At 64.3% G+C, this 16,249-nt stretch carries 12 protein-coding genes; 5 read left to right on the forward strand and 7 right to left on the reverse strand.

The genetic code is table 11. The features are described from left to right. Positions 1-54: 54 nt before the first annotated feature. The 3 genes from IAG25_RS04770 (at position 55) to IAG25_RS04780 (ending at position 2,516) form a co-directional block, all read left to right on the forward strand. Positions 55-1,494, forward strand: coding sequence for an MFS transporter (locus tag IAG25_RS04770; protein ID WP_187603815.1), 1,440 nt, complete (start codon positions 55-57; stop codon positions 1,492-1,494). Between the two features lie 303 nt (positions 1,495-1,797). Further along, a complete protein-coding gene (locus IAG25_RS04775; protein WP_250485686.1) occupies positions 1,798-2,142 on the forward strand; it encodes a hypothetical protein in 345 nt (114 codons plus the stop codon). Between the two features lie 113 nt (positions 2,143-2,255). Further along, complete coding sequence (locus IAG25_RS04780; RefSeq protein WP_187603816.1) at positions 2,256-2,516, forward strand: hypothetical protein; 261 nt, start codon at positions 2,256-2,258, stop codon at positions 2,514-2,516. Between the two features lie 25 nt (positions 2,517-2,541). On the opposite strand, the gene IAG25_RS41390 is transcribed toward IAG25_RS04780, so the two are convergent. Continuing rightward, entirely contained in the window at positions 2,542-2,697 is a 156-nt protein-coding gene (locus IAG25_RS41390; RefSeq protein WP_255503538.1) for a hypothetical protein, read from the reverse strand. 1,016 nt (positions 2,698-3,713) lie between these two features. Between IAG25_RS41390 and IAG25_RS04790 the strand changes: the two genes are divergently transcribed. Then, positions 3,714-4,871 carry a porin gene (locus IAG25_RS04790; RefSeq protein WP_187603818.1) on the forward strand — a complete coding sequence of 386 codons (1,158 nt, stop codon included), beginning with the start codon at positions 3,714-3,716 and terminating at the stop codon, positions 4,869-4,871. A 69-nt stretch (positions 4,872-4,940) separates the two neighbouring features. Here IAG25_RS04790 and IAG25_RS04795 read toward each other — a convergent pair whose 3' ends face one another. Next, on the reverse strand, positions 4,941-7,301 hold the full coding sequence (locus IAG25_RS04795; protein ID WP_187603819.1) for an ATP-binding protein: 2,361 nt from the start codon (positions 7,299-7,301) through the stop codon (positions 4,941-4,943). Positions 7,302-7,567: 266 nt separating this feature from the next. On the opposite strand from IAG25_RS04795, the gene IAG25_RS04800 reads away from it, so the two are divergent. Beyond that, entirely contained in the window at positions 7,568-9,325 is a 1,758-nt protein-coding gene (locus IAG25_RS04800; RefSeq protein WP_187603820.1) for a ShlB/FhaC/HecB family hemolysin secretion/activation protein, read from the forward strand. 56 nt (positions 9,326-9,381) lie between these two features. On the opposite strand, the gene IAG25_RS04805 is transcribed toward IAG25_RS04800, so the two are convergent. From IAG25_RS04805 to IAG25_RS04825, 5 genes are all read right to left on the reverse strand, one after another. Continuing rightward, positions 9,382-10,785, reverse strand: coding sequence for an MATE family efflux transporter (locus tag IAG25_RS04805; RefSeq protein ID WP_187603821.1), 1,404 nt, complete (start codon positions 10,783-10,785; stop codon positions 9,382-9,384). Positions 10,786-10,961: 176 nt separating this feature from the next. Then, positions 10,962-13,319: a beta strand repeat-containing protein gene (locus IAG25_RS04810; protein ID WP_187603822.1), complete on the reverse strand. Its 2,358-nt coding sequence runs from the start codon at positions 13,317-13,319 to the stop codon at positions 10,962-10,964. Positions 13,320-13,567: 248 nt separating this feature from the next. Next, on the reverse strand, positions 13,568-13,936 hold the full coding sequence (locus IAG25_RS04815) for a hypothetical protein (protein WP_309243921.1): 369 nt from the start codon (positions 13,934-13,936) through the stop codon (positions 13,568-13,570). Between the two features lie 134 nt (positions 13,937-14,070). After that, on the reverse strand, positions 14,071-15,354 hold the full coding sequence (locus IAG25_RS04820; protein WP_187603823.1) for an ATP-binding protein: 1,284 nt from the start codon (positions 15,352-15,354) through the stop codon (positions 14,071-14,073). Further along, a complete protein-coding gene (locus IAG25_RS04825; protein ID WP_187603824.1) occupies positions 15,351-16,013 on the reverse strand; it encodes a response regulator in 663 nt (220 codons plus the stop codon). Before IAG25_RS04825 ends, IAG25_RS04820 begins: the two co-directional genes overlap by 4 nt. Positions 16,014-16,249 lie beyond the last annotated feature (236 nt).

Here is a 16,249-nt window from a genome sequence, read left to right on the forward strand (position 1 = left end):
TCGCGACGAGCGCACATAAAAACCGGCGCCGTCGCCCACTCAGGAGACAAAGCAATGCAACCAACCTTCAGCGCGATCGCCGAGCCGCTCGCATCGCCCGATGTTCGCGTCGCCTCGACGCCCGGTGCGCAGATCTCCGCGCGCATGGATCGGCTGCCGATCACGCGGCATCTGTGGATGCTCGTGTTTCTCATCTCGCTCGGCGGCTTCTTCGAAATCTACGATCTGATCTTTACAGGCTATATCGCGCCGGGCATGGCGAAGAGCGGCCTCTTGCAGACCACCACGCACGCTTTCTTCGGCTTCACGGGCATCGCGGGTTTCATCGCGGCGACGTTCGCGGGGCTTTTCATCGGCACGTTCTTCTTCGGCTGGCTGCCGGACCGCTACGGGCGACGCAGCGTGTTCACGTTCTCGCTGCTGTGGTACTCGGTCGGCTCCGCGATCATGGCGTTCCAGACGACGCCCGAAGGCGTGATCTTCTGGCGCTTCGTGATGGGCATCGGTGTGGGCATCGAGATCATCACCATCGACAGTTACGTGACCGAACTCGTGCCGCAGCACATGCGCGGCCGCGCGATGGCCTTCAATCAGATGGTGATGTTCGCAGCCGCGCCCGTCGCCGCGCTCCTGTCCTACTGGCTGGTGCCGGAAACCGTGTTCGGCCTCGATGGCTGGCGCATCGTCGTGCTCGCGGGATCGGTCGGCGCGGTGGTCGTGTGGTTCATCCGGCGCGCGGTGCCGGAAAGCCCGCGCTGGCTCGCGATGCATGGCCGCGACGAGGAAGGCGAACGCGTCGTGAGCGAGATCGAGCGCGTGGTCGAGCGCGAATCGGGCGCCGCGTTGCCGCCGCCCGCGCCGGTCGTCGAGCAGCCGGCGCATCGGCGCGCGTCGCTTCGAGAATTGTTCGATGCGCCGTATCGCTCGCGTCTCATCATGCTCGTCGTCTTCAATTTCTGTCAGGCGATCGGGTATTACGGCTTCGCCAACTGGGTGCCGACGCTGCTCATCGGCCAGGGCGTCACCGTGACGAAGAGTCTGCTGTATTCGTTCGTCATCGCGTTCGCGCTGCCTGTCGGACCGCTACTCGCGATGCTGTACGCCGACCGCATTCAGCGGAAGTATCTGATCGTCGGCGGCGCGCTCGTCGTGATCGCGAGCGGTCTCGCGTTCGGGCAGATGAAATCGCCCGCCGCGCTCATCGCGCTCGGTGTGCTGATTTCGCTCGCGGGGCAAACCATCTCGGTCTGCTATCACGCGTATCAGACGGAACTGTTTCCGACGGCCGTGCGCTGCCGTGCGAGCGGCATCGTGTACTCGGCGAGCCGCGCGGGCGCGATGATGTCGGGCTTCATCATCGCGTCGCTGCTGAAGGACTTCGGCGTGCCGGGCGTGTTCGTCGGCATCACGGTGTGCATGTTGCTGGTCGCGCTGGCGATCGGGCTGTTCGGACCGAAAACCAACGGATTGCGTCTGGAGGAATTGAATCACTGAGTGGGCAGCGCCAAGGCCATCGGGCCTTCACGAACCCATGCGCGAGCGTATGTCGAAGGGCAGTGCAATCGGACATACGCTTGCGCGTGCGGCATCCTATGCTTGTGCGGGAACAACTCCTGCAATGCATCGCTCCAAGCGAGCGACGCAGGCGAACCAGGCCGCGATCAATCTTCACATCCACTTCGACGACACCGCTCTCAATCGCATGAGACGCCGTATTTTCAGCCTCCGGCGATGAGCGCAGGCTTGAGCAATATGGACACGCAACTGAGTGAACAATGTAAGTCTCGCCTGTACCGCTTGAAATTCGAGGCGCCGCTCGAAAGCGTCGCGTTCGTTCTGGCGGACAGCCGCGAGGCGGCATGGCGTATCGGCAAGACGGTGATGGCGGTGCTGCACGGCGTCGGCATTCAGACGGTCGCGCTGCACGATATCCTTTCGCTCCGCGAACTCGTGCGCATGGGCGTGAGCGACGACGAGGACATGCGCATCTTCGAACTCGTCGTTGCGGGCGGCAAGGTCGAGCAGTGGGCGCACACGCCGTACTTCCTGACCGACGACGCCACCCTGCTGGGCAAATGGGCCGAACTGCGCGCCGATCTCGCCGCCGATGTTGCCCGCACGGCGATGCGCCGCGCCAGATAAACGCCACACGTCAGGTCCGTGCACAGGAACGTCTCGTGCTGAGTGCACGATCAGACGCCGTGCATCGTTGCGGTGCGCGGCTTTGCGTCGTCTCAGCGTGACGGGGTGCTCCGATGATCCGGTCGTACAACCACAAAGGCTTCGTGCTCGAAGTCGCGATCGAAACCAGTCACAGGCTCGTGCCTTCTCCCGGCGCGGCGCACTATCTGGCGATCGTAACCATCAGTCGTTCGGGAAGACCGGTCACCGCGTTTTCGCCGCTGTGCATCGAGAGCACGCGTTATTCGAGTTTCACGTCGGCTGAAGACGCGCTGATGAGCGCGCATACGGCGGCACGCACATTCGTCGATGAATGGGTGCGAGCGGCCTCGTGATGCCGTCGTGCGATGTGGAGCGAAGTCAGGCGGCGACGCGCCGGCTTTGCTGACCGTCCTGAGCGTCGGCGGCCGTATCGAGTGCCTTGTCGAGTAACGCGAGCTTGCGTTGAAGCGAAGCCACACGATGACTCTGCGACGGGACGAGATCGTAATCCTCATCCAGTTGCGAAATTCTCATGTTCCAGTATCTGGCGGGCAGACGGTCCGAGGACGTGCTGCCTTCGACGAAACTCGCCAGGATCCTTTCCAGATGTTTTAGTTCGCCCTCCGCGAGTTGCGCTGGGCGTCGCTGTCGAAAGGCTGGGACGGTTGTTGCATCGGCGCTTCTTTTCATGTTGCTGATTCCGGCTGGATTTGCAGAGACCTCTATTTAAGCAATCAATGTTCCGGAGAGGCGATTCAAGGCTATTCAATTTGTTTCGAAATGAAACTTCAGATGTCCGATGACCGCCGCATGTCACGGCAAACGTTTGGCGACCAGTTACATTTCTTAAGAAGTTTCCCTCTAATTGCCGAACGAGGAGGCGACGGCTGTAATTTCGTCGCCTCGAATCGGCGGAAAGCTGCGCAAAATTTTCAAGACATCGAGATATTCGCAAAAACATATCGGCGATATCGATGCGAATGAAAGTCGTTTCGGCACACAAATGAAAGAAAATCCGCTCAATCCACCGAATGGTTCGGGTACCTGATTATTTGCGACGAAACGGGATTATGAGCGAGGCTAAAACGCTCGCATTGAAGTGTGATATACGCGCGATTGAGTAACGGAAGTCGAATCCGAAAAAGGCGAATTAAAACGGAGCGATTTCCTCTCGCGAAACCGCCCCGTGTCCTCAGAATATCTGCTTCGGCGACCTGTAGACACGAACGAGTCTAGCAAATATCGCTGCTCGTTATAAACGACATTCGGCGAAATGGAGTTATCCAGAATCCGCACCAATAACGTCGTCGATGTGCAACAGAAGAATCATCGTGGGAGGCCGGCTGGCGGGGCTAAGCGCTTGACCTTAAACGAATATGAACGATTTTGCGCACCCGGTTGCAGAATCGGCAAATGATTATTGCGCGCGATACGCGGCCACTTCAGTTGTCAGTCGAATAAAGTGTGTCCCAGTTTCACGAGGGCAAACGGCCATCGATATGGTTCGTCAACCCCGGAAGCTTTCGCTTTAAACAGGACACTAGAGAACCATGAAAAAAACCCTTCTCATCGCGGGCATTCTCGGCACGTTCGCAGTAGCAGCCCACGCGCAGAGTAGCGTTACTTTGTACGGCACGCTTGACGCAGGCCTCGTCTATACGAACAACTCCGGCGGCCATAGCAACTGGCAACAAGGCAGCGGCGCAGTTTCCGATACTTACTTCGGCCTGAAAGGCAGCGAAGATCTGGGCGGCGGGTTGCACGCGCTCTTCAAGTTGGAGAGCGGCTTCAACCTCAATAACGGCCGCTTCAACGAAAGCAACACGATGTTCAATCGCCAGGCATACGTTGGCCTGCAACACGATCAATTCGGCACGGTCACGCTCGGCCGTCAATATGATTCGATGGTCGATTATCTGTCGCCGTTCGCGGAATCCGGCGCGGGCTACGGCAACAACCTGGCCGCGCACCCGTTCGATAACGACAACCTCGATCACTCGTTCTCGATCAAGAACTCGGTCAAGTATCAGAGCGCGAGTTACGCGGGCTTCAAGTTCGGCGGTCTGTACGGCTTCTCGAACGACGCCGGCCAGTTCGCGAACAACCGTGCGTGGAGCGCGGGCGCTTCGTATGGCAACGGCCCGCTGAACTTCGCGGCCGCCTATTTGCAGACGAACAACTCGCGCGGCAACGCGAATGCGGGCGGCGCGGTTTCGGCGGGTCAGGGTAACAACGCCAATCTGACGGCCGAATTGCAGCGCACGTTCGGCGCGGGCGTGAACTACACGTACGGCCCGGCGACGGTCGCCTTCGTGTGGACCAACACCCACTACGACAACCTGCTCGCCGCGTCGCAAGGCGGCACGACGGTCGCGCTGCCGGGCAACACGAATCTGCATCTGAACAACTTCGAGCTGGACGGCCGCTACGCGCTGACGCCGGCGCTGAGCCTGAACGCCTCGTACACGTTCACGGACGGCAAGGTAACGGGCGCGAACGGTTCGGGCGATCCGAAGTGGCATACCGCATCGCTGCAAGCCGATTACGCGCTCTCGAAGCGCACCGATGTGTACGTCGAAGGCGTGTATCAGCACGCGTCGGGCGATCTGGGCAATGCAGGCGCGAACGTCGCGATGATCAACACGCTGTCGCCGTCGTCGACGCAGAATCAGGTTGCGGCGACCGTGGGTCTGCGTCACCGCTTCTAAGCGCGATAGAGCGTCATCAAAGCGCAACGGCCGCGATCGATCAGATCGCGGCCGTTTTTGCATTGCGCGTTACTTCTTCTCCTGCTCCGAACGCCTGACGAGCTGGCCGATGTCATGCCCCGCGCCGCCCGTGCCCGCCGCGAGCCGCGCCAGCGCGGACGCGGCCGTGTCGCGCCGCACGCCGCTCTCGGGGCGAAACTGCTTCGGCAGCGCCAGATGAAAAGTCGCGCCCTGACCGGGCGTGCCGTCGGCCCAGGCCTTGCCGCCATGCCGCTCGATGATGCGCCGCACGTTCGCCAGGCCGATGCCGGTGCCGTCGAACTTTTCGTTCACGTGCAGGCGCTGGAACACGCCGAAGAGTTTGTCGACATAGCGCATGTCGAAGCCCACGCCGTTGTCGCGCACGAAATACACGACGTGGCCGGCCAGTTCGCCCGCGCCATCGTGTGCGCCGATCTCGATCGTCGGCTGGTCGCGCTGCGCGCTGAACTTCACCGCGTTGGACATGATGTTCGCGAACGCTACGTGCAGAAACACGAGATCCGCTTCGATGGACGGCAGCGCATCCACCTTCCAGTGCACGCGCGCCGACGCGTGTTCTTCGATATCGTTCTGGATCACCGTATGGATGAGCGCGTGGACATCGACCTTGTGCGGACGCAGCGCCGCGCGGCCGAGTTGCGCGAACGAAAGCAGATCGTCGACGAGACGGCCGCCGAAACGCGCCGACGTCACGATGCGCTCCAGGTAGCCGCGCCCGCGCTCCGAAAGCTTCTCGCCGTCGATCTGCCCGAGCAGGTCCGCGAAGCTCACGATATGCCTGAGCGGCGCGCGCAGATCGTGCGACACCGTGTAGGAAAATCCTTCGAGCTCGTGATTCGCGCGACCCAGTTCGGTCGCGAGTTGCGCGATTTCCTCCGCGCGCCGCAGCACGATGCCGAGCACCGCCGCGCGGAATTCCAGCGCGATCTCGCGCTCGGCCGGACGCCACGGCAAGGAGCGATGACGCACGACATCGGTCCACGTATCGAAGCTCACGCGCGGCGACAGCGAATCGGCGAGGCCCGTGAGCTTCGCGCGCGGGTCGCCGGCCCATTCGATCGTCTGCACGACTTCGCGGCGGAACCAGATTACGTAGTTGCGGTAAATCTTCGAGATCGATACCGCGAGAAAGCCGGCCACGTCGGACGAATCCGCGAGCGCGGGGCATTCCTGCGAGGCGCGATCCGACATCACGACATCCTCGCTCTGATCGTCGAGCCAGTCGACGAGCGCTGTCACGCCGTGCTCGCCCGGCGTCACGCCGATGAGCGACGTGCGTCCTTCGAAGATCACCGCCGCGCCCGACGAGCGCGTGAAGCCGAGCAGATCGGAGGCGTCGTTCACGAGCGCGTCGACGAAGCTGTCGGTATTGGCCATCGACGAAAGCAGCTTCGACAGCATGCGGCGCAGTTCGAGCCGGTAATGCGCCTCGCCCTGCGACTCGCGCGCCTCGATCTGCAACGAGACGATCTGCGCGACATGCTCGCACGCGGTGCGCACTTCGAACGGCGGCAGGCGCGGCGTCGCGTGATGGCAGGAAATCAGGCCCCATAGCTTGTCGTCGACGAGAATCGACATCGACATGGAGGCGAGCGTGCCCATGTTGCGCATGTATTGCAGATGCACGGGCGACACGCTGCGCAAGGACGCGTAGGTGAGATCGGTCGGGCGGCCCGTCGCCGGATGCAGCGCGGGCACGAGCGGCGCGGCTTCGTAGTCGGCGTTCGAGATGAGGCGAATGCGATTCCTGCGATACAGCTCGCGCGCCTGCGCCGGAATGTCCGACGCCGGAAAGTGCTGGTTCAGATACGACGGATAGCCCGGCTCGACGGCTTCGGCGAGCACGTTGCCGTTGCCTTCTTCATCGAACCGATACACGAGCGTGCGCCCGAATCCGGTAATGCGCGCGATTTCATCGGCGGCGAACTGGCAGAGCTGCTCGATGGTGCGCATCGATTGCACTTCGGTGACGAAGGAGCGCACGAGCGGGTAGATGGTCGAGAACACATCGGCGGTGTCCTGCGCCGGCTCGACTTCGACGAACAGCAGCCCGTCATGCCGATGCACGACGATCGCGACCGGCCCGCGCAGCGTCCAGCCGTCGAGCACCACGTTGCCGGCGTGGATCGTCGCGCCATCGCGCGTGAGTTGCCTGAGGCCCGCGCTCGCGCGTTCGGCTGCGGGCTCGCCTAGCACAGCCGATAGCGCGAGCCCGAGGCACGCGTCGGGCGCGATGTGCGCTAACTGCGCGACGTTGGCGCTCACTTGAAGGATGTGGCAGTGCGCATCGACGCTGAAGAGCACGCCGTGAGGCTGGATGCCGCCGGGAATGTGGATCGGCTCGCGCGCGCATTGCGCGTCGATATCTGCGGTGGAGGTTTTGTCCATCCCTGTCCTGGTCATGCGGCTTCGGCTGTCTATTAGGCCGATCGTCTTCGAATCATAGATGGGTTGTGCGTTCGACACATGCGCCGCGCGTGACGCGGTGATTTCTACATGTCGAATGATTCGCCCGGCGTCATTTCTACGTGAACCGCGATGGATACGCTTATTGCACGAAACGTTCCGCGACATCGCTGATACCATGCGAAGCCGACCCACGCGACGAACGCCGGAGGATACATGCTTCATGATCGCCGCGCGCGACTAATCGATTGACACGCGCACGCGTCGCCGTGACGGTCGTGTCGGCAGCGATCGTCTGCATCGTTCCTGCACGCGATGCCGCCGCGCAGTCGTATCGCGATGTCGCGCCGATCGCGCCGCCCGCCGAGGAACGGCCGCGCGCGTCGCCATCGCGGCCCGAGCCTCGCGATGACTCGCAGGACGTCGCTATCCGCGATCTGCGCGGCATCGCGTTCGTGCGTGCGGATGCCGCGGAGCCGACGACGCAATCGGCCGCGGACAACGCGATCACGGCGACGGGCGCGCCATTGCTCACGCGCGAATTTCTCGACGGCTTCTCGGCCGATCTCCACAAGCCTCTGACTTTTGCGCGCCTCGCCGGGATACGGCGCGCGGTCGTGCAGCGATATCGCGCCGCGGGCCAGCCGCTCGTCGATGTGTACGTGCCCGAGCAGGACGTGAGCGATGGCGTCGTGAAGATCGTCATCGCCGAGTTTCGCGCGGGGCGCGTGATACCCCAAGGCAATCGCTACTTCTCCGATGCGCTGCTCATGCGCGAGATGCCGCTCGCGAGCGGCGAGCCGATCCGCGAAAGCGATATCGCTTCGGGGCTCGCGCTGCTCAACGCGAATCCGTACCGGCGCGTGGACGTGATCTATGCGCCGGGCGCCGCGCACGATACGACCGATGTCGTGCTGCAAACCGAGGATCGCTTTCCGTTTCGCATCTATGGCGGCTATAACAACGACGGCGTGCGCGATCTCGGCCGCGATCGCATTCTCGCCGGATTCGATTACGGCAATCTCTTCGGCATCGATGCGCGCATCGGCTATCAGATGACCGCGAGTAACGATCTTCTGAGCGGCAATCCGGATATCGAAGGGCGGCCCGATCGTCCGCGCTACATCGCGCACGCGTTCAATGTGGTGGCGCCCTTGCCGTGGCTCGATCGCGTCGAGTTGTTCGGCGTGTTCGCGGAAAGTACGCCGCGTTTGCCGGACAGTTACGGGCAAACCGGTCTCAGCTCCCAAATCAGCTTTCGATACGACTGGCGCTTGCCGCCGCTCGATCACGCGGGCGCGTGGCAGCAGCAAGTGCAGCTCGGCTACGACTTCAAGCGCTCGAACAACGACCTCGAATTCGGCGGCTTTCAGGTGTTCAATGCGAACACGCATATTCATCAGTTCGTCGTCGCCTACGATCTTTCTAAGAGCGACGCTTCCGGCGATACGCATCTGAATGCATCGCTCTTCGCGAGTCCGGGTTATTTCGACAGCAACAGCAACGACGAAGCCTACGATGCCGCGCGCCTCGGCGCGAAGCCGCGCTATCAGTACATGCAGTTGTCGGCGCAGCGCGACATGCCGCTCGGCACGTCGGGCTTTTCGGTGTCGGCGCGCGGGCTTTTCCAGTGGACGGGCAGCACGCTGTTGCCGAGCGAGGAGCTCGGTCTGGGCGGCGATGCCACGGTGCGCGGCTATGAGCCGTATGCTGCGCAGGGCGATCGCGGATGGAACCTGCAGACGGAACTGCGCGCGCCGGCGATATCGGCGGGCATCGCGGCGATGCAGCCGTTCGTGTTCTTCGATGCGGGCCACGTGTGGAATCGCATCGCCGAATTCGGCGAAGTCAACGATGCGTCGCTGGCGAGCGTCGGGGCGGGGATTCGCGTGCAGGTCGGGCGCTTCGTGAGCTTTCGCGGCACGTATGGATTTCCGCTGAAGGCCGTGGTGCCGAATGGATCGAAGGCGCCGGTCGGAGAGATCTTTCTCGTGATCGGGAGTTAGCCCGACGGGTCTTCATCGACGAGGCCGATCCCGGCAATCGGGTTCCTTTAATGACGTCAGGCCGACGACAGACGCCGCATCAACGCCGACGTGCTGCATGGCCAGCCCACGCGCCCGAACCACGCACCGCCGGAAATCGTGCCGGCGATGACGAGACCGTACACCACGAGCGCCGCGCCCTGAGCCAGGAATACATGTACCAGGTCGCCGCCATAGCGCAGGGAAAGCCATCCCCCGAATCCGGCCACGGCCAGGCGCAAGAGATTGCCGATCACGGGCCACTTCAGGCGTCCCGTGCCTTGCGAAGCAAAATGCAGCACCTGTCCGAGACCGAAGAACCCGTACAGCGGACCGACCGCGCGCAGATATTGCACGCCGGCCTCCAGCATCGCCGGCTCGTTTCCGAACAACAGTAGCCAGGGGCGCGGAAAGATCGCCGCCGCGAGGCCGATGGTCTCCGTGATGGCGAAGGTCATCACAGCGCCGACCCACGCGGCCCTGAGCGCGCGCTCCCTGTCGTTGGCGCCGATGCATGTGCCGACCATCGCCAGCAGCGGTGCGCCAAAGCCGAACGCCAGCGGCACCAGCAGGTACTCGAGGCGCGCGGCGGTGCCGTAACCCGCGATCGCGTCCGGACCGAAATGCCCCGTCAGCGCAGTCGCGATGCCAATCGACAAGTTGGTGGACACGGTTGCAATCGCGCCGACGAGGCCAACGCGCAAGATGTCGCGAAACAGTGGCCAGCGAAGCCGAACGCCCGCCAGCTTCGGCTTGAGAAGGCTCTTGGACGAGCGCAGATACATCCAGAGCGCGAGCGTTCCGCCGAGGTAGTAAAGGAGCAGCGCCATCGCGCCGCCCGCGATGCCCATGCCGGGAATGGGCCCCCAGCCGAAGATAAGCAAAGGCGATAGCGGGATGAGCACCACCGCGCCCGCGACGGTCACGTTAGCCGGCACAGTCATGTTGCCGGTGCCGCGAATCACCGCGCTCAACGCGTTGAAAAGCCAGACCAGCACGGCACCAGCGAATATCCAGTCCGAGTAGATGAGCGCAGCGTCGAGCGACGCCCCGGTGCCGCCCATTTGCGCGTATAGCCATCGGCCGCCCGACAGCAGCGCCGTCGTGAACGCGAGGCCGAAGCCGAGCGCTATCAGCATCGCGTGAATCACCAGTGCATCTGCATCGTCCCGGCGTCGCGCGCCGAGCGCTCGCGCAATCGACGATGCAATGGCGCCGCCGATCGCGCCTGCGGAACTCATCTGCATCAGCATGAGAATCGGAAAGACGAGCGCCATCGCGGCAAGCGCGTCGTTGCCGAGCTTGCCGACGAAATAGGTTTCGATAAGGCCGACTGAGGCCTGCACGACCATCACTAAAACGTTGGGGGCCGCCAGTCGCAGGACGGTCGGCACGATGGGCGCTTCCAGAAGAAGACGCGTGCGGGGATCGATCTGCGTCATGGGTTTGTCTCCGTTATTTAATGTCGTGCGTCTGAGCACGTCATTTAACGGGGGCCGTTGCCATGAAGCAAGTGAAATCGCCTAATGCATGTCATGCATGAGATTCATGCTGCCGACGAAGGGCAATCGATGACGGGAGCGAATCCCGCCATCCGCGCGTCGTCTCGTCGAGCTCGTCAGGGCTGCGCCTGCTGCCACTGCAAGACGGGATGCGTCGCCCCCGCCGGCATCGCCCAGACGCCGCCCGCCGGAATGTTCCAGTCGAGATAATTCGACGCGTTGCTCATCTGCGCGGTGGTGAGACCGTTCGAATCGGGCGGAACGGTTCCCGAATTCGATCCGGCCGCGCTGGTGCGAATCGTCGTGTCCTTGTTCCAGTAGACGTTGTTGTGAATCGCGCCCTGGTTGTATGCCGCGATGCCGCCTTCCGGATCGCCCGGAGGCCCGCCGCCGCCGACTTGCCCCACCGCGAACGATTCGTTGATCACGCCGTTGGTGCCGTTGACAAACACAAGTCCGCCGCCGCCGAAGCCGCCCACGCTGCCCGTCGCGTACGACTGCGTGACCAGTCCGTTGTTGAAGGCGACGAGCCCGCCCGTTTCGCCGTGCGTCCCGGCCTGAGTCGCGCCGGTCGCGAACGATTGCGCGATGGTCCCGTTGTTCACGCCCACGAGCCCGCCCGCGGGAATCTGATAACCGACATCCGCCGTGCTCGACGAACGTTCGATGATCCCGTTGTTCACGCCGACGAGCCCGCCCGCGCCCGCTCCGCCGAAGCCGTTCTGCCCGACGCCGCCCGTCGTGTTGACGTAGGTGACGAGGCCGTTGTTCTGGCCCGCGAGCAAGCCGAACGCGCCCGACGAATAGTCGCCCGTGCTGGCGTTGGTGAGATTCAGATTGCGCACGACGCCGCTCGCGCCGATCACACCGAACATGCCGTAGCGGTCGTCGTTGACGTTCGCCACCGTCGCGAGCTTGTCGATCGTGTGGCCGAAGCCGTCGAACTGGCCGGTGAACGGCGTCTGCGTTGCGCCGATCGCCGTGAAGAAATTCGGATAGGCGGTCGCGCTCGCATCGATGTCCTTGCCGAGCGCATAGACGCCCGCGAGGTCTTTCGACACGCCGGACAGATTGGCGAGCGTGTTCACGAGCTTGTACGCCGTGATTTGCGTGACGACGCCGCTATACGGCGCGGCGGTCCATCCGCTGTTGGTCAGCAGCGTGCCCGGCGCGTAGCTGCCGTTCATGTCGTAGAGCGCGCTGACGATCCCGCCGCTCTTCGACCAGTCGATTGTGCCGCGGTTCGTCACGCTGCCGCCGTTGTCGATGCCGCCCGCATCCGCGCGCAGCGTGAGATTGCCGTTGCCCGTGTTGCCGATGGCCGCGCCCGGTCCGACCGACACGCCGTGCGCCGCGCCGAGCGTGAGCGATGCATTGCCGTTCCACTGGACGTTCCCGCCCACGGTCAGATCGCCGCCGCTGGCTTCGACATCGACCGATGTGCCGTTGCTCAAGCTGCGCGCGAGCGAGTCCGCGTTCGCCTGATCGACCGTGAATGTCGGCGCGCCGAGCTTCCATGTGCGCGCCTGCACGTTCGCGCCCGCGACGTCGAGCGTGTTCGCGCGCGTTTCGACCGTGCCGCCGCCGCCGTCGGCGTTCGTCGCGGCGATCGCGCCGTTCGCGTGCACGGCGCCCTGGTCCGCGACCAGCCAGACGTGGCCGTCGCGCGTCGCGGTGCCGGTCGCGCGGATCGCGGTGTTGTTGCCCGCGAGCGCGTACACGTTGCCGTCGGCGGCCTGGAGGCTGGCCTGCGCCGCCTGGATCATGCCGCCGTTCATCGCCGTGCCGCCGCTGCCCGCCTGCACGAAAACCTGCTGTCCGCCCGACGCGTCCTGCAACAGCACCTGATTGCCCGCCGCGATTTCGGCCGTGCCCTGCGGCGCGCTGATGCTGCCGCCGTTCACCGCCGCCGTGCGCGACACGAGGAACACGTCGCCGCCGCTCGATCCGATCTTGCCGAGATTGATGACCATGCCGTCGCCGCCGCCCGAGAGCGTGAGCGGGCCGCCCTGCATGAACGCGTCGTTGCCGATATCCAGTGCGGACGCGACGAAGCGCCCGCCCGTCGCGACGACTCCGCCCGGACCGACGAGCACGCCCTGCGGATTGACGAGATACACGCTGCCCGTCGCGTTGAGCTGCCCGAGAATCACCGATGCATCGCCGCCCGTCACGCGATTGAGCGTCGCGCCGGTGCCGTTGTTGAACGTGACCTGCCGTCCGCCGCCGATCGAGAAGCTGTTCCAGGTGATGACGCCGCGCGTCGATGTCTGGTTGATCGTGAGCGACTGGTCGTTGCCACCGATCGCGCCGCTGCCCGCGACGAACTGGCCGCCCGCCGGCAAGGGCGGCGCGGCATCGGCGGCAATTGCGCACGTCAGGCCCGCGACGAGCGGCACGAGCATCGCGAGCGGCCGCAACCGCACGCGACGAATCGGGAATTGAGGAAGGAGCGGACGAATGCTGCGCTGCATGGCGACCTCCGGTCAGTGTCGATTGTTCACATCGTTCTTGGCCGCTGACGGTGTAGCCGCTTTTCAGCCCGGCGATTCAGTCACGGCCGGGGGCGCGAACATCGACGTGCGAGCAGGCGCGCCGATGTTAGCGCCGCGCCATGAGCGTCAATGTGGGGTTCCGCACATTCGTGCCGGTCGAAAAAATGTGCGTGCCCGAATGCGAGAAGCTTCGGGGCACATGCCTGATGCGGCATGAAAATTGATTGCTAGTGCGAAGGTCTGCGCCGGCTCGTCAACTCGATCCAGCACTCGTGATAGATGCGCTGCACGAGCGCGCTTTCGTAGTCGAGATCCTCGCCTTCGAGAATGCGTTCGATGTCGCCGCGCGAGGCGTCGGCGTCGAGCGTCGTCGAGAAGCGCGCGGCGAGCGCCTGCGCCGCCGCCGAGAGCCGCGCGGTCTCGATCCATTCCGCCGCGCGATGATGCCGGTCGAGCCAGCGGTGCGCGGTGCGCACCTGAAACGACGTATCGGGCCAGTCGCCTTCGATGTAATACGCGCCGAGCAGTCCGCACGTGAGCCAGCACATCAGATGCACCCGGTCATCGGGTCCGAGGGGAAAGCGCACTTGGCTCATGATGGCGGCATCGAAATGACCCATCGGAATCACGCATCGACGATAGCATGCCGCACGCGCGCCCGGCATGCGGCTCGCGTATGTCCTTACGCAGCCTGCATGCGGCTCGCGATCGAACCGCCGAACGCAAGCGTTCAGACCGTGACGGTCACGACGAGCCCGCGCGGCGCGGCATCGGCGAGCTCGACCTTCGCACCCATGCGCGCCGCGATCGTGCCGACGATCGAAAGCCCGAGGCCCGAGCCGTCCACGTCGCTGCCGAGCACGCGATAGAACGGATCGAAGACGCGCGCGCGTTCCTCGGGCGCGATGCCGGGGCCGCTATCCTCGATGCGAATCCACGGACGCTTGTTCGCGACGCCCGTCGCGAGATCCACGCGGCCGCCCGGCGGCGTGTAGCGAATCGCGTTGTCGACGAGATTCTTTACGAGGATCGTGAGATCGGCCTGCGGCGCGTGGATGAACACGTCGTCGGCGCTCGACACGCCGATATCGATGTCCTTCGCCTCCGCGAGCGGCATCAGATCTTCCAGCACGTTGCGGAAGACTTCCTGCACGCGCAGCTGCGCCGTGTCGGCGTCGGTGCGTTGCTGCAGGCGCGCGAGCGTCAGCAGTTGATGCAGCAGCGAACGCGTGCGCGCGAGCCCGCGCCTGAGCGCATCGAGCTTCGCGCGCGCGGAGTCCGGCAAGTCGGATGCGCTCAGCCGCTCGGCCTGCAACGACAGCGCGGTCAGCGGCGAGCGCAGTTCGTGCGCGGCATCGGCGACGAAGCGGCGTTGCAGCGCCACCGACGCCTCCACGCGCGCGAGCAGCCGGTTGATCGCGACGACGAAGGGCGCGATTTCGCTCGGCAGCGCGTCGCCGGAGAGCGCCGAGAGATCGTGCTCGGGGCGCGTGTCGAGTCCAGCGGACAGCGCCGCGAGCGGCCGGAACATGCGGCGCACGATCAGGTGCAGCGCCGCGAGCAGCACGAGCGCGAGCGCGGCGAAGGGCATCACGGTGGCGAGCGCGCCGTTGCGGGCGATTTCATCCCGGCCCGCCGTCTTCTGGCCGATCACGACGCGGGTGCCGTCATCGAGCGTGTTGATGGCGAGACGCCACGGCGTGCCATCGACGATCGTGTTTTGCAAACCGTCGGGCAAGCCGGGCGCGAGCGACAGCGGCTTACGCTCGGCGATCGTCTGAATGATGAGCTTCGATTCCGGGTCCGCGCCACCGACGTCGGCGAGCGCCTCGCGTTCCATCACGGCGAGCGTGCGCGGCGTCACGAGCGCGGCGATCTGCTTCAACTGGCCGTCCTGCAACTCGTTGGCCTCGTGGAACGCCGTCTTGAAGGCGATGACGCCGCCCGCCGCCGCGATCACGACGATCAGCGCCGACAGCCAGGCCGACAGCCTGAACTGAAGCGAACGCGTCATGGCTGCTTCGAAACCATCCAGCCCACGCCGCGCACATTCTTGATCGCGGTGGCGCCGAGCTTCTTGCGCAGCGAATGGATCAGAAACTCGACCGCGTTGCTTTCCACTTCCTCGTTCCAGCCGTAGATGCGGTCTTCCAGCTCCGCGCGCGAGAGGATCGCGCCGGGGCGGATCATCAGCGATTGCAGCAGCGCGAATTCGCGGCTGGACAGGCGCGTCGCGATCTCGCCGGACGTGGCTTCGCGCGTCGCGGGATCGAGCGTGAGCACGCCGTTCGTCATGAGCGGCGCGGCCTGTCCGCCACGGCGGCGGATCACCGCGCGCATGCGCGCTTTCAGCTCGGAGATGTCGAAGGGCTTGATGAGGTAGTCGTCGGCGCCTTCGTCGAGACCGCGAATGCGCTCTTCGACGGAATCCCGCGCAGTGATGATGATGAGCGGCACGTGATGCGCCCCGCGGCGCACGGAGCGCAGCACGTCGATGCCGTCGGCGCCGGGCAGGCCGAGGTCGAGCAGGATCGCATCGTAGACGTGCGTGGTGAGGCTCGTCAGCGCGAGCTTGCCGTCGCGCACCCAGTCGACGGCATAGCTGCTTTCGCGCAGTTCGTCCCGCACGGATTCACCGATCATGCGGTCGTCTTCGACGAGCAATACCCTCATGGCGTGTCTCCGGGCGGTCATGGCTTTCGACGACGCGTGACGGTGGCGGATGGCGCTGGCTTCATCTGGCGGGTCTTCGCGTTCAGGGAAGCCGCAAGCGTAGTGGAGGGAAGCTTAGGAAATGCTTAGGGAGTTTCGATGTGGTGCTCGGTGTCGCCGGTTAAGCATCCCATAAGGTACGAGCGCCGAAAATATTGGTTTCTCCCTGAATGCGGATCGTTCCGGCGCGTCGCACG

This window comes from Caballeronia sp. EK (assembly GCF_014384845.1).
Classification (GTDB): Bacteria; Pseudomonadota; Gammaproteobacteria; order Burkholderiales; family Burkholderiaceae; genus Caballeronia; species Caballeronia jiangsuensis.

Excerpts from the sequence above, each read along its gene's own strand:
- IAG25_RS04780 (WP_187603816.1), top strand. The coding sequence starts at position 2,256 with ATGATCCGGTCGTACAACCACAAAGGCTTCGTGCTCGAAGTCGCGATC.
- IAG25_RS04810 (WP_187603822.1), bottom strand. The coding sequence starts at position 13,319 with ATGCAGCGCAGCATTCGTCCGCTCCTTCCTCAATTCCCGATTCGTCGC.
- IAG25_RS04820 (WP_187603823.1), bottom strand. The coding sequence starts at position 15,354 with ATGACGCGTTCGCTTCAGTTCAGGCTGTCGGCCTGGCTGTCGGCGCTG.
- IAG25_RS41390 (WP_255503538.1), bottom strand. The coding sequence starts at position 2,697 with ATGAGAATTTCGCAACTGGATGAGGATTACGATCTCGTCCCGTCGCAG.
- IAG25_RS04790 (WP_187603818.1), top strand. The coding sequence starts at position 3,714 with ATGAAAAAAACCCTTCTCATCGCGGGCATTCTCGGCACGTTCGCAGTA.
- IAG25_RS04805 (WP_187603821.1), bottom strand. The coding sequence starts at position 10,785 with ATGACGCAGATCGATCCCCGCACGCGTCTTCTTCTGGAAGCGCCCATC.
- IAG25_RS04770 (WP_187603815.1), top strand. The coding sequence starts at position 55 with ATGCAACCAACCTTCAGCGCGATCGCCGAGCCGCTCGCATCGCCCGAT.
- IAG25_RS04825 (WP_187603824.1), bottom strand. The coding sequence starts at position 16,013 with ATGAGGGTATTGCTCGTCGAAGACGACCGCATGATCGGTGAATCCGTG.
- IAG25_RS04815 (WP_309243921.1), bottom strand. The coding sequence starts at position 13,936 with ATGAGCCAAGTGCGCTTTCCCCTCGGACCCGATGACCGGGTGCATCTG.
- IAG25_RS04795 (WP_187603819.1), bottom strand. The coding sequence starts at position 7,301 with ATGGACAAAACCTCCACCGCAGATATCGACGCGCAATGCGCGCGCGAG.